Raw genomic sequence first — 14528 nt, 5'->3', positions numbered from 1 at the left:
TTTCGAACGAATTTACAACGCTATGGAGGGCCAACGTGGCTGAACAGACAAAGATCACCAAGGTATTGATCGCGAACCGCGGCGAAATCGCAGTGCGCATCATCCGTGCCGCGAAAGACGCCGGAATCGCATCTGTGGCCGTGTATGCAGAGCCGGACGCGAACGCCCCTTTCGTGGGGCTTGCCGACGAAGCTTTCGCCTTGGGTGGATCCACGTCTGCAGAATCCTACTTGGACTTCGACAAGGTACTCGACGCCGCCAAAAAATCCGGCGCCGATGCCATTCACCCCGGCTACGGCTTTTTATCCGAAAACGCCGATTTCGCACGCGCCGTCATTGACGCAGGGCTGATCTGGATTGGCCCTTCACCAGAGGCGATCGCCGATCTAGGTGATAAAGTCACCGCCCGCCATATTGCAGAAAAAGCTGATGCTCCGATGGCACCGGGCACCAAAGATCCAGTCGCCGATGCCTCTGAGGTTGAAGCCTTTGCCGACGAGCACGGCCTGCCCATCGCCATCAAGGCCGCATTCGGCGGCGGTGGCCGCGGCATGAAAGTCGCCTATGAGCGTGAAGAAGTCGCCGAGCTTTTTGAGTCAGCTACCCGTGAAGCAACCGCGGCATTCGGCCGTGGCGAATGTTTCGTCGAGCGCTACCTGGACCGCGCCCGCCACGTGGAGGCGCAGGTTTTGGCCGACCAGCACGGCAACGTCATCGTCGTTGGCACACGTGACTGTTCGCTACAGCGTCGTTTCCAAAAACTCGTGGAAGAAGCCCCTGCCCCATTTTTGACGGATAAGCAGCGTGAAGAAATCCACGAATCATCCAAGCGGATTTGTCGCCAGGCTGGCTACTACGGCGCCGGCACTGTGGAATTCCTGGTCGGTTCCGACGGCTTGATCTCCTTCCTTGAGGTCAACACTCGTTTGCAGGTCGAACACCCCGTCACCGAGGTAACGACGGGCATCGATTTGGTGCGCGAGCAGTTCCGCATCGCCGAAGGCCAGACGCTGCGTTTCACCGAAGATCCGCAACCGGTTGGCCATGCCTTTGAATTCCGCATCAACGGCGAGGATCCGGGCGCGAATTTCATGCCTGCTCCGGGCACCGTCGCGACGTATGCAGAGCCAGCTGGGCCTGGCATCCGTGTCGATTCCGGTGTGCGCCAAGGCACCGTTATCGGCGGACAATTCGACTCCATGCTCGCGAAGCTGATCGTGCACGCAGAAAACCGCGAGGAGGCCCTGGCCCGCTCCCGGCGTGCGCTCGACGAATTCACCGTTGACGGCATGCCGACGGTGATCCCGTTTCACCGCGCCATCATCAACGACCCAGCCTTTGCAGCTACCGATGACGAAGGCTTCACGGTCTACACCAAGTGGATTGAAGAGGAATGGACCAACGACATTCCCGCTTTCGCCGGTGAGCACGTTGAGCCAGAGGAAGAACCAGATCTGCCGCCGAAGAAGTACGTCGTCGAGATCGACGGCCGGCGGATCGAGGTTGCGCTGCCAGGTTCGTTGACCATCGGCGGTGGCGGCGAGGCACCAAAGAAAAAGGCGAAAAAGCGCCGCGGTGGTGGCTCCAAGGCTGCGGTCTCTGGCGATACCGTCGTTGCACCGATGCAGGGCACCGTCATCAAGGTTGCGGTGGAAGAAGGCCAAGAAGTCGCAGAAGGCGACGTGATCGTCGTTCTCGAGGCCATGAAGATGGAAAACCCGGTCAAAGCGCACAAGTCCGGTGCTGTTACCGGCCTGAAAGTCTCTGAGGGCGGGCAGATCGGCAAGGGCGATGTCATGTTGGAGATCAAGTAGGGCAAAAGCTCCGTGAGCAAAACCAATTTGCTCGCTGTCGGCTAACCTAGATTGTTATGACCAACGACTCAACGATTAACCTGCGTCCGGCCACCAACGAGGACCGTACATACCTGTCCCGGCTGCACTATCTTGCCGACGTTTTCGGCGACGAATCCCGCGACCTTCCCGCGACCGAGGCCGCCGATCACCACAAATACGTCAACCACTGGGATCCCTACACCCAGGGTGGCATCATCGCCATCTCTAGCCACGCGGTACCTGCCGGTGGCCTGTTTTTGCGCTACTGGAAGTCCAACAACCCTGGTTCTGGCTGGGTTGGCTACCCAGAGGTGCCGGAGCTAGTAATCGCCGTGGAGCGCCGCTACGCAGGCTTGGGGCTTGGAACCCGGCTGCTCGAAGCCGGCGTAGAGTTGGCGCGCACCCAGGGTGCTCCTGGCATCTCTTTGTTTGTCGACGAGAATAACCCCCGCGCACGCGCCCGCTATGAAAAATTTGGCTTCGAATACAAGACGGACTCGACAATGGTCAAATGGTTCGAGCAGCCGCGTGTTTAGCGGGAGCGTTGTGGGAGTCTAGCGGGGCCGGTCTGCACGTTGAGCGGGATTTAACCCGCCACGGCTCCGTGCCTATTTCATGGTCTCCACATCATCACCCAGCTTCACAATAACTTATAAAGTTGGCTATGCTAACCTATTGGTTGTAATAAGGGTAGGCTAGCAACACCGTACGCTAGTTCGGCGTTTCTGGTCTGCACTTCAGTTTTGCGACCAAGAGGTACAGCCACAATGCCAGCATCCCCGCTGCCCGAAGCAGCAGCAGTTTCCTCACCACTTCCCCACAGGCAATTCTCCCCACACCCAACGTCGATAAGCAGGCAATCGCTCGGCAGCCCATTCCACAGCCGGAAGGCCAGAAGCGCATTCCTCGCAGTCGCCTGCAGCTTGGGGCTACTGACTGCATGTACCGCACCAGCCGATGATTCTGCGCGCTCCAGCCAGAATACAACCACCGGCACTGCAGACAGCACATTCAAACCTGCAGAATCGTCTGCTACACGGACAATTTCGCACGCAATGGGATCGACGGAGCTGGGCGAAGAAATTACCACCGTTGCAGCACTCGACCGCACGGTATTGGACCCAGCTATCGCTCTGGGCTTGCACGTCGTTGGCTTCACCGAGCTCCAAGGAGACAGCGGAATCCCTGCTTATTTCGGCGATGATGGCGAGAAATACGCAGGTGACGCGGTCTCGGTTGGTGAACTTAGTGACCCGTCATTAGAGAAAGTCGCTGCGCTGAAACCCGATGCGATCTTGTCGTCGAAAGTCCGGCATGAAGATCTCTACGAACGGATGAGCAGCATCGCGCCGACGGTTTTTTCTGATTCTGGAGGCCATGGCTGGAAAGACAGCTTGCGCCTGGTAGGTGAAGTAGCGGATAAATCCGAAAAAGCCGACGAGCTCATCACCGACTACGAAGAGCGTGCTGCGCGCATCGGTGATCGCGTACGCGAAAAGCTCGGGAAAAACCCTAGCGTGACGTCCGTGCGATTCGTCGATGGGCCGACTCGGATCTATAAAGACGACAGCTATATCGGGGTGATCTTTGCCGATCTCGGCTTCGCACGAAATGACGCTTCCACCGGCACTGGGTTCAGCACCGAAATTTCCGCAGAAGAAATCGCCAAAGCGGATGCAGACTACATCTTTACCAGCGCGTATGGCGACGACGATGGCGAAGCCGCAAAGACACAAGAAGAATTCCAGCGCAATCCGCTCTGGAACCAACTGAAAGGTGAGATCCACGATGTCGACGACACCATTTGGATGAGCGCCGTCGGCATATATGGAGCAAACGAAGTACTCGACGATATCGCCGAGTACTTCGAAGTGGACGCAGACTAGCTGTGTGATGTCTAGTGACTTTTTGGACTCGGAGTCCAGGAAGTTTATGGACAGGATGTCTAACGACTTTTTGGACTCTGGCTTGTTGACAATGTGGGGATGGCAATTCCCATTACTCTCCGCAAGAAGATAGCGGATTTCGACCCCATCCGTGAGGGCATCGCGGTCCAGCAGTTTTGCAAGAACATCGGCGTATCGAAGCAGACGTACTACAACATCAAAGCACGTATCGCCGAACGCGGGCGGGCTGGCATCGTGCCGGATCGCACGGCACCACTGAACCCGCGACGGGTCTACGATGACAAGATTCGACAACAGGTCCTGCAAGCTCGCGGTACGTTAAAAGCCCGCGGCCAAGACTACGGCCCATGGTCAATCTTCTATTTCTTCCTCGACGAACTCGGCTACGACCAACCACCGTCACGAGCTTTAATCGCACACTGGTTGCACGAGGCTGGCGTCGCTGAGATCAATGCACGTAAAAGACCGCGTAAGTCCTACAGGCACTTTGCCAGGGGCGAAGTCAATGAACTGTGGCAGATCGATGCGTTTACCTACAGACTCTTCGATGTGGCTCACACGCAAGTGACTATCTACCAAGTCGTCGACGATGCCAGCCGCTTCGACCTCGGCTCCCAAGCTTTTGGAACTCCAGAAAACGGCACCGATGCCCGCATCACGCTAAGTGGAGCCATTGATGCTTACGGACTTCCCCAAGAAGTCCTGTCTGACAACGGTGATGCCTTTGCCACCTACCATCGCGGCCGGCTGTCGCAAACCGAATGCTGGCTCGCCAGCCTGGGAGTTCAATCAAGTGCGGGCTTTGCTCCCACGACGCAAGGCAAAGACGAGCGATCGCACCAAACCATGACCAGGTTTTTGGATGCTCGTACCCCAACGACGCTGGCGCAGGTCCAACAGCTGATTGTCGACTACCGCAACTTCTACAACACACGCCGTCGCCAGCAAGGACTTCTCAAAGGCAAGATGCACATCACCCCAGCCCAAGCCTGGGAGATTATCTCGCATGCCCAGCCACCGACGCAGCCGATTGACCCAGATGTTTTATAGACAAAAATCACGAAACGATATCACCGGATTCACCCCGACAACCAGGCAGATGCCTTAGCAGCCGAGACAGTGGTCGCGACAGATAATGCCCTGCCTGAAGTTGCAGCTTCAGACAGGGCACCAAGTAACGACACTCAGGCGATCCAGCAAGATGCACCCCATGCCGATTCCTCAACCGTAATGCCAAGCTCTACCGGTGTAAATGCACTCTGGCCTATCCCGGACAAGCTGTGGATCAACAAAAGCGGGGTGGTACGCGTTATGGGACACGGCCTCTACGTCGGGCTGCGCTTCAAAAATCGAGCCATCTACAGCAGCGTAGCCGATGACTATGTGGAATTTTTACTGATCACGACGGTGAGAAACTGTTGTCATTTCCGCTGCCGATCCAACTGAATCAGCGTCCACCCGGCGGTCAAATCAACATAAACCACGTTGTCGGCATGTGGCACCGACAACCCCCAGAGCTAAAACCCAACCTTTCTGGGCCACGGCCAAGCCGCCGGAAGAAGCCAAGTTAGCACCAGTACAAAAACTCTGTGGACTCCCCGTCCAAAAAGCGGGGAGACTCCGAGTCCAAAAAGTAGCTGGACTCCAAGTCCAAAAACCTCATGGACATAACAGCACTAGTCTTCTTTGATTACCACGATCAAGTCGCCGCCTTCAACGCTGGTCGCCTGCCCCATAGCGACGCGCTCGATGGTGCCGTCGACGGTGGCAGAGATTTGGGCTTCCATCTTCATCGCCTCAATGATCGCCACCTCGTCACCAGCAGAGACCTTATCTCCGACCTTGGCGGTTGGGTTCACCACGCCGGCGAACGGTGCGGCGACATGGCCCGGGTTAGACTTATCAGCCTTTTCCACCGACGCTACCGACGATTCCACGGATTGATCTCGGACCTTGATCGGACGGATCTGCCCGTTGACGTTCATCACGACATTGCAGATACCCTTTTCGTCCGGATCACCCACGGCATCCAGACGCACCACCATGGATGGCGGGGTAAATCCAGTCTCATCCGGTGCGAAGTGCAAGACGGTTTCTTCGCCTTCCACCAACCCGTAGAAGAACACGCGATCGTCCAATGCCGAGGTATCACCAAAGCGACGTTTGAATTCGGCGAATTCTTCGACCTGCTTCGGGAACAGAAGTCGGTCCAATCCATTGCGCCGTACCCACTTGTCGTCGTCGGCAAGCGCTTTTTCTTCTGCTTCCGGTACTTCAGTCAACTGCGGTTTCGATTCGGAACGGCCCGCCAGCGCCTTATCCTTCAGCTCTGGCCAACCAGCCGGTGGCGTTCCCAGCTCACCGCGCAAGAAGGCGATAACGGAATCTGGAATGTCGTACTTCTGCGGATCAGCAGCGAAATCTTCTGGGGAGACGTTGGCGCCCACCAGGTGCAGCGCCAAGTCGCCAACCACCTTCGATGACGGTGTGACCTTGGTTGGCCGGCCCAACATCTCGTTGACGGCAGCGTAGGTATCTTCGATGAGCTCGAAGCGATCGGCCAGCCCCAGTGCGCTCGCTTGCGTGCGTAGGTTGGACAGCTGTCCACCCGGAATTTCGTGCTTGTACACGCGCCCGGTGGGGCCAGGAATTCCCGACTCAAATGGGGCGTAAACCTGGCGCACGGCCTCCCAGTACGGTTCCAGATCACCCACGGCCTGCAAGTCCAGGCCAGTGTCGCGCTCGGTGTTTTCAAAGGCCGCCACAATCGCCGACAGCGACGGCTGCGAGGTAGTGCCAGCAAGTGGTGCCGAGGCGCCGTCGACGGCATCGGCACCCGCGTTCGCAGCCGCCAGGTAAGTCGCCAGCTGGCCGCCTGCGGTGTCGTGCGTGTGCACGTGCACCGGAACATCAAAGTTCTTGCGCAGCTCGGTGATCAGCTTGGTCGCGGCTGCCGGACGCAACAGACCAGCCATGTCTTTGATCGCCAGCACGTGGGCGCCGGATTCCACGATTTCTTCGGCCAGGCGCAGGTAATAATCCAGCGTGTAGATGTTTTCTTTCGGCGAAGTCATATCACCGGAATAAGCCATGGCAACCTCGGCGACAGACTTGTTGGTCTCCAACACGGCATCGATCGCCGGGCGCATCTGGGAGACATCATTCAGCGCGTCGAAGATGCGGAAGATATCGATACCGGAATCCGAGGCTTCCTGCACAAAGGCCTTGGCGACTGCATCTGGGTATGGCGTGTAGCCGACGGTGTTGCGACCACGCAGCAGCATCTGCAGGTTGATGTTCGGCATTTCTTTGCGCAACAGGTCCAGGCGCTGCCATGGGTCTTCGTGCAAAAAGCGCATGGACACGTCGTAAGTGGCACCGCCCCAAGCCTCGACGGAGTACAAGTCTGGGGTCATGCGCGCAACGTGCTGCGCGGCAGCGAACAGTGTGGAGGTACGCACGCGAGTGGCAAGCAGCGACTGGTGCGCGTCGCGGAAGGTGGTATCGGTGACCGCCAAGGCGTCTTGTTCGCGGATCGATTTCGCAAATCCTTCTGGCCCCAATTCCAACAGGCGATCGCGCGAGCCCTTCGGGATCTCTGGTGCTAGCTGCTTCGGCAATTTGTCGAAGGCACGCAGCGCAGTTGGGCGCTCACCATGCGGCTTGTTGACGGTCATATCCGCGATGTATTCCAGGATGCGGCCTGGCTCATCATCAGCCGGAGGAGCTTCCAGCAGGTGCGGGTGATCAGCGATAAAGCCGGTATTGATGCGCTCGTTCGCGAATTTTGGTTCGCGCAGGAGGGCTCGCAGGAAGCCAATATTCGTCGACACACCGGTGACCGTGAATTCGTTGAGGGCGCGCTGGGCACGGGCCACCGCGATCTGGAAGTCTGCGCCACGGCAGGTCATCTTCACCAGCAATGAGTCGAAATTCGGGGTGATCTCTGCACCCACGGAAGTCGCACCATCCAGACGCACACCAGCACCACCCGGAGAGCGGTACGACGAAACAGTACCCGTATCTGGGCGGAAGCCGTTTGCTGGATCCTCGGTGGTAATGCGGCACTGCAAAGCAGCACCAGACAGCCTGATGTCTTCTTGGCGCAGCCCCAGCTGCTCCAAGCTCGCACCAGCAGCGATGTGCATCTGCGATTTCACGATGTCGACAGAGGTAACTTCCTCGGTGACAGTGTGTTCGACCTGCACGCGGGGGTTCATCTCAATGAAGACATGCTTGCCGTTTTCGTCGACAAGAAACTCAACCGTACCGGCGCCTTCGTAGTTGATGTGCTCACAGAAACGCACCGCGTCGGCACAAATCTTTTCCCGCAACTGCGGATCCAAAAACTGTGCCGGAGCAATCTCGACGACCTTCTGGTGTCGCCGCTGCAGCGAACAATCGCGCTCGTACAAGTGCACGACGTTGCCCTGCGAGTCCGCCAAAATCTGCACCTCGATGTGCTGCGGTTTAATCACCGCAGTTTCGAGATAGACATTGGCATCGCCGAACGCGGCCTCCGCCTCACGGGAGGCTTCAGCGATCTTCGTGCGCAGTTCTTTCTCGCTCTTCACAAAGCGCATACCACGGCCGCCGCCACCGGCGACGGCTTTGACGAACAGTGGGTATTCAAACTCAGAGGAGTACTCCACCAGCGTGTCGACGTCGGACGACGGTTTGGAGTCTTTCAACGTTGGCAAACCGGCTTCTTCTGCAGCCTGCACGGCAGCCGATTTGTCGCCAGTCAGATGCAGGGTGTCTTCGGTCGGCCCGATGAACTTGATGCCGTTTTCGGCACACTTGCGAGCCAGATCAGCACGCTCAGAGAGGAAACCATAGCCAGGATAGACCGCGTCTGCACCCGACTTCTTCGCTGCTCGGATGATCTCGTCGACATCCAAATAAGCCTTTACTGGCTGGGCGTCGGCACCAATGCGCACGGCCTCATCGGCGAAGGCACGGTGGAAAGAGTTTCGGTCTTCTCGCGGATACACCGCGACGGTCCGTGCCCCAGTCTCGAATGCGGCGCGGAATGCGCGGACGGCGATTTCGCCGCGGTTGGCGACGAGAATTTTGTTGAAGGCGGGCAAGCCTGACTCTGCCACGTCAAATTCCTTTCGGATATACACATGAGCAATCACCCGACCAGCCCCACAGCAGAAGGGCCTGGGTAATCTAGATCTCAATATACTAAACCCGCCGTACGAAACGGCGGGCGGGGTGAAAAATTGCAGCGCTCACGAGGCGAGCTGAAGCTCGGCGGTGAAGCCAGTGAGCGTGACGCTTGGTTTTTAAGTCAGAGTGTCCGGCGCGATCAGGCGACGGGCGGCTTCCGTAATCGAACCCGACAATGACGGATACACGGCGAAAGAATCAGCCAGGTCCGTCACGGTGAGGTTGTTGGCCACGGCCACTGCGATCGGCAAAATCAGCTCGGAGGCGTGCGGTGCTACCACTACTCCACCGATGACCAAGTCCGACTGACCGCGGCAGAAAATCTTCACGAAACCGTGGCGCAGCGAACGCATTTTCGCGCGCGGGTTGGTGTGTAGCGGGAGTTTGAACTTACGCGCCAACACCTCGCCGTCTTCGATTTCTTTTTCCGTCACGCCGACGGCAGCAATTTCCGGACGAGTAAACACCGCGGTGGCCACGGTTTTCAGGCGCAGCGGCGACACGCCTTCACCCAAAGCGTGGTATGCCGCGATACGCCCCTGCATCGCAGCAACCGAAGCCAACGGGAACAGGTTCGAGCAGTCACCAGCAGCGTAAACATTGGCTACATTGGTGCGCGAGACGCGGTCGACCTTGATGTGGCCAGACTTTTCCATCTCTACACCAAGACGCTCCAGACCCATGTTGGAAGTGTTCGGAATGGAACCAATGGATAGCAGCGCGTGTGAGCCGTGAATTTCGCGACCATCGTCAGTGATCACAACAACGCCTTGACCTCCTTCGCCGTCGGTGCGTTTCACTTCCGACACGCGAGCATGCTTTTCCAACTCTACGCCGCGCTCTGCCAAAACTTCCTCGAGAGTGTCCGCAGCATCGGCGTCGTCATGCGGCAGAATGCGGTCACGCGAGGCCACCATCGTCACCTTGACGTCTAGCTCAGAAAACGCCGAGACAAACTCGGCACCCGTAACACCAGAACCGACGACGATGAGGTGCTCTGGCAACTCTTCGAGGTTGTAGATCTGCTGCCAGGTCAAAATGCGTTCACCGTCTGGCTGTGCGCCCGGCAAGATCCGCGGGCTAGCACCGGTGGCAAGCAACACCAGGTCGCACGGGATGAGTTCTTCGCGGCCATCTTCGCTGTGCGTGGCAGTCACCAAATGCGTAACACCGGAGACCATTTCCTCGAAGCTGGCACGACCTTTGATGACGCGCACACCGAGTTCTTCCAAGCCTTCTGCGATATCGGCCGATTGCTCATTCGCCAGCACTTGCACACGCTCATTCAAGGCTTTCACCGACAGATTGGTCTCGCCAATCCCCTCGTTCAGGCCCATATCGTCGGCACGGCGCAAGTCGGTTTTAATGTTGGCTCCGGCGATGAACGACTTCGAAGGAACACAGTCCAACAGCACCGAGTTACCGCCCGGAGCCAGATCATCGATCAGGGTTACTTTCGCACCATATTTTGTTGCCGCCGAGGCAGCTTCATACCCGGCTGGTCCGCCGCCTATGATGACCATTCGCTTTGCGGTGTGAGACACGCGGGCTCCTTACACTCTCATCGAAAATACCTGTAGCAGCAATGTGCAGCGTGCAGCATTTTTTCTGCACAGAATTCCGTCTGCTTTAATTCTGAGTTTTTACAGTCATGTTCAGTCTTGGACTCTATGTTAGCGCGCTTGTGCTTCATAACGCGCGACAATCCCACCAAATAAACGGATACCGACGGCCAATGCACGCTCATCCGGGTGAAAATTGCCCTGGTGCAAATCCTGCATTTCGCCAGAACCAGACCAACAGCCCAATCGTGCCATCGACCCTGGCACGTGTTCGAGGTACCAGGAGAAATCTTCGCCTCCCGACGATTGCGGCGCTTGCACTGCTGCTTGCGGGTCAATGTCAGTGACCGCTTCTGCCAAAATCGCGGTGGCGACTTCGTCGTTAAGCACCGGCGGCACTCCCTGGTCATGGGTGAGCACATAGTTCACACCGGTTGGTGCCAGGATCTCTCCAATGATTTCCGAAAGTTCACGCCGCAACCAACGCCACACACCGATATCTGCCGTGCGCAGAGTTCCCATGACCGAGCCTTGCTCCGGGATCGCATTTGGGGCAAAACCAGCATGGATAGCACCAAACACCGCAACGGTTCCGGTACGTGGATCAACCCGGCGCGACAAGACGGCTGGCAGTTCTGTAACCACCTTGCCCAGCGCATAAACCACGTCGCTGGTGAGATGCGGCCGCGAGGTGTGCCCACCAGTACCCGAGACCTCAATTTCGATGACATCGGAGGCCGAAGTGATCGCCCCAGTACGAATTCCAATTTGGCCAACGCGCAGCTTCGGCTCGGCATGCACCGCGTAAAGAGCAGAAACTCCCCGCAGCGCGCCCCATTCGATCACGTCGACGGCACCACCGGACATGACTTCCTCGGCAGGCTGGAAAATAACGCGCACACCAAAGCTCAATGCACCCGGATAGGCCCGCAGCAGCTGTCCCAGCGAACAAGCAAGCCCCAAGGCGACGGTGGTGTGAATATCGTGGCCGCACGAATGCGACACCCCGTCTGTTTGTGAGGCGAATTCTGCGCCGGTGATTTCTTGGATGGGCAATGCATCGATATCTGCGCGAAAGGCGATGCGCCCAGTGCCGTGATCAGCACCGATATCGACGTACAAGCCGGTTTCTGGGAATCGCTGCGGCGACAGTCCATATTCTTCCAAGACACCGCAGAGGAAATCTGTGGTGGCGTGTTCTTCGTGGGAAAGCTCTGGGTTGCGGTGAATATGGCGGCGCCAACCGATCACCTCGTCGTGGTGGTGTTCGATCCACTCAGCAACGAACGAGGCAATGTCCATCAACCCGATCCTTTCTTCAGCTATCAAAAGCTAGCAAGCTGTTTCCCGCGCGCTAGCAGTCGCGCGGCGATGTATTTGACGTGTATTCGTGTATTTACCGTGCAGAATACTGCTCCTGGCACACCGGTTGAGTATACCCGCTAATCGCCAACTAACTCAGTCTAACTCAGGCTAGCTCGGATCCCCGTGGACGGTCCGTGCCACCGAGCGCGGTGTCGAATTCGGGAAGTTCACCGGTGGCAGCGTCGGCGCGGTAGAGCTTAGTAAACGGCGCGGTGTCGATCTCGTCGACGGGCCATCGCCTCTGCAGGTGTGGCGTCGTCAAAGAACAGGACCCCGCGACGACGCGATCAGCACCCGGCAACAGCACGGCTGGCGGGACATAAAGAATTTGTGCCAGCTTATAAACTGTAGAAAGCAGCGGGTCAGCGGCTTTGTCACCGCATTCGTTGCGCTCCAGATTCGAAATTTGCGTGCGCGAAATCCCGGATAATTGTGCAAGGCGCGATTGCGAAAGCCCGCGCATTTTCCGCAAGGCACGCAGGTTGTTTGCGAGCGCGTGACCGTAACTTGTCCAATACCAGCGGTGCAGTTCCGCCATGGTGCATCCTCCCCCGATAATGCCGCATTAATATTTTTAATTTTTCTGTGCGCATAATGCCGCACGAATAAACATGAATAATGCTGCATCCATCATACTATGAGCGCACGCACCGCTTGTCCTGTGTGCGATCCGGTGCACCGTGTGAGATCTGCTGAAGCACATCGGTCACAGCAGACACACGCGGGAGACCACGAAAACTAGGGGGCTATGGGGTTAGAAGGCTATGGTGCTAGGCGCTACAGGGCTGCGGAGTTATAGGTCAATATTGCGCGGCCCGTAGAGACGATCTCCGGCATCTCCCAAACCAGGAACGATATAGGCGTTTTCGTTGAGTTCTGGATCAATCGCACCGGTGACAAGACGAACGGGCAAGCCAGATTCTTCGAGTGCCTGCACACCTGGTTGCGCCGAGACGATGCACACGGCGGTGATATCGCGAGCCCCACGATCAACCAACAGCTGCAGCGAGTGCAGTAGCGAGCCTCCGGTCGCCAGCATCGGGTCAACGAGAAATACCGTGCGGTCGCTGAGGTCGTCGGGCAATGCTTCCAGATACGGCACCGGCTCGTGCGTCGTCTCGTCGCGAGCCATACCGATGAAACCAACCTGCGCATCCGGGATCATCGCCAGTGCGGGATCGACCATGCCCAGCCCGGCGCGGATAATCGGCACGATAATCGGTGGGTTCGACAGCCGAGTTCCGGTGGTTTCTGCCACCGGGGTGGTCAGGGCGAATTCGTCGGTATCTAAGTTCCGAGCGGCCTCGTACACCAGCATGGATCCGAGATCTTTCAACGCTGCACGAAAGGCGGCGTTGTCGCTGCGTTGATCACGCAACAAGCTTAAACGCGCTGCGGCTAAGGGGTGTTTTACCACGGTGATATCCATGATTCCTATGCTATGCCATTACTAAACAAAAGCGTTTTGTGGTCAGCCCTGTTGTAGTGACAGCAATGACACGGCACACGATGCGCCTGTGCCCCGCGGAGCGAGGAAAACGGCCTAGGACAAGGTACGACAAGGTAGGACAAGGAAAACTTCTGATTCTGGGAACCTGCACGGCGTGCTGGCCGTCTAATGGGCCATGACAACATTTGCTTTTGACTTCGACCACGCCACCGCCTTGTCCGCAGACGTGGAACGCGCTGCTGCCAACATCCGAGAACCTGTGCCCCCACAGTTGCTCACTGCACTTGGGGCATCACCAAACCAGCACGATTTCTACACGGCTTTAGAGCGCGCCACGGCTGTCACCGCAACACAGTCACGAATACTGGCGCAACGGCTCAGCTTCGCTGCAGATTCTGGTTTCCGTATGGTCCGCGATGCCGGCTTGGCCGAATCTACGACCAGCACCGCCCTGGGAGGGCTTGATGAATCCCTCAACGACGGCTTTCCAGTTGCACATAGCGTAGCCAACAGCAGGGAGGTGACCCGATGAATCTCATTTCTACACTGCAACGCATAAGCTCACTTGAGCCTGCACAGCTGGGCAATTTCGGGATCCCTGCCATGCCGGATCTCTCCGCCGTTACTGAGCTCGCTGCTATCAGTGGCGAAAGTGCCGCCGATATCGAGTCTGCCGCTGCGCTTATCGACGGCTCCAATCACGAAATTGCAGAAATCACCGCCCAGGCGCAAGCCGCCGTCGAATCCTGCATCGCCGAGCTGGTGGGCATCGGGCAATCTTTTGTGCACCAAGCTGTCCCCGTGTTCGCCTCTACGATGCTTCCTGGCCCCGGCACAACCACCGCTGCAGTCGCAAAACTGGAAGGGCTCGCGCAGGCTCATATCGCACAGGCACACAGCTGCGCGCAGCAACTTGATCAGCAGCTTTCTGGTCTCGCCGGGCGGCTCCACAGCATTGCCGAGCAGCCGTTTCGCCTCGAGGCAACCCCCGCAGGTGTACCGAGCGCCACCACTACCCCAGCAGTGGTGACCTCCGGGGAAGCACCACCAGCAGCCCACGCGACAACCGCGGCCGCGCAAGCGCCTGCGGCGAGCTCCGAAGCAGACATCGCACTAGCTAGTCATTCCACCGATGTGCCCGCCGACGAGGGTGCGGAAGCTGGACGACAAGCTGTTGCTGCAGCGCGCAGCCAATTGGGCACGCCTTATCAATGGGGTGGGACAACCCCAGGGG

10 protein-coding genes and 1 pseudogene are annotated in these 14528 nt (G+C 57.8%); 6 read left to right on the top strand and 5 right to left on the bottom strand.

The features are described 5' to 3' along the window. Window positions 1-35: 35 nt before the first annotated feature. The 4 genes and pseudogenes from U1140_RS10330 to U1140_RS10315 all read left to right on the top strand — a co-directional run bounded on the left by U1140_RS10330 (window position 36) and on the right by U1140_RS10315 (window position 5313). Window positions 36-1814: an acetyl/propionyl/methylcrotonyl-CoA carboxylase subunit alpha gene (locus U1140_RS10330; protein WP_369847680.1), complete on the top strand. Its 1779-nt coding sequence runs from the start codon at window positions 36-38 to the stop codon at window positions 1812-1814. Between the two features lie 56 nt (window positions 1815-1870). Further along, on the top strand, window positions 1871-2371 hold the full coding sequence (locus U1140_RS10325) for a GNAT family N-acetyltransferase (protein ID WP_369847677.1): 501 nt from the start codon (window positions 1871-1873) through the stop codon (window positions 2369-2371). 519 nt (window positions 2372-2890) lie between these two features. Continuing rightward, entirely contained in the window at window positions 2891-3721 is an 831-nt protein-coding gene (locus U1140_RS10320) for an ABC transporter substrate-binding protein (protein WP_369847676.1), read from the top strand. A gap of 99 nt (window positions 3722-3820) precedes the next feature. After that, window positions 3821-5313: pseudogene (locus U1140_RS10315) on the top strand (transposase family protein). Between the two features lie 105 nt (window positions 5314-5418). On the opposite strand, the gene U1140_RS10305 reads toward U1140_RS10315, so the two are convergent. The 5 genes from U1140_RS10305 to upp form a co-directional block, all read right to left on the bottom strand. Further along, window positions 5419-8847, bottom strand: coding sequence for a pyruvate carboxylase (locus U1140_RS10305; RefSeq protein ID WP_369847670.1), 3429 nt, complete (start codon window positions 8845-8847; stop codon window positions 5419-5421). Between the two features lie 186 nt (window positions 8848-9033). Next, a complete protein-coding gene (locus tag U1140_RS10300; RefSeq protein WP_369847720.1) occupies window positions 9034-10440 on the bottom strand; it encodes an NAD(P)H-quinone dehydrogenase in 1407 nt (468 codons plus the stop codon). A gap of 150 nt (window positions 10441-10590) precedes the next feature. Further along, window positions 10591-11781 (bottom strand): amidohydrolase, encoded by a 1191-nt coding sequence (locus U1140_RS10295; protein WP_369847667.1) that lies wholly within the window; start codon window positions 11779-11781, stop codon window positions 10591-10593. A gap of 166 nt (window positions 11782-11947) precedes the next feature. Continuing rightward, a complete protein-coding gene (locus U1140_RS10290) occupies window positions 11948-12382 on the bottom strand; it encodes a helix-turn-helix domain-containing protein (protein WP_369847666.1) in 435 nt (144 codons plus the stop codon). 255 nt (window positions 12383-12637) lie between these two features. After that, entirely contained in the window at window positions 12638-13273 is a 636-nt protein-coding gene (gene upp, locus U1140_RS10285; RefSeq protein ID WP_369847664.1) for a uracil phosphoribosyltransferase, read from the bottom strand. Between the two features lie 196 nt (window positions 13274-13469). Here upp and U1140_RS10280 point away from each other — a divergent pair, with 196 nt between their 5' ends. Both U1140_RS10280 and U1140_RS10275 read left to right on the top strand, forming a co-directional pair. After that, window positions 13470-13826 (top strand): hypothetical protein, encoded by a 357-nt coding sequence (locus tag U1140_RS10280; RefSeq protein ID WP_369847663.1) that lies wholly within the window; start codon window positions 13470-13472, stop codon window positions 13824-13826. After that, window positions 13823-14528 (top strand): NlpC/P60 family protein (locus U1140_RS10275; protein WP_369847662.1); only part of this gene is annotated, 706 nt, incomplete at its 3' end. The genes U1140_RS10280 and U1140_RS10275, both read left to right, overlap by 4 nt.

The sequence above is a fragment of the Corynebacterium drakensteinense genome (assembly GCF_041224285.1).
Lineage (GTDB): Bacteria > Actinomycetota > Actinomycetes > Mycobacteriales > Mycobacteriaceae > Corynebacterium.
The sequence above is the reverse complement of the archived record's forward strand: the minus strand, read 5'-3'. Positions and strand labels throughout refer to the sequence as shown.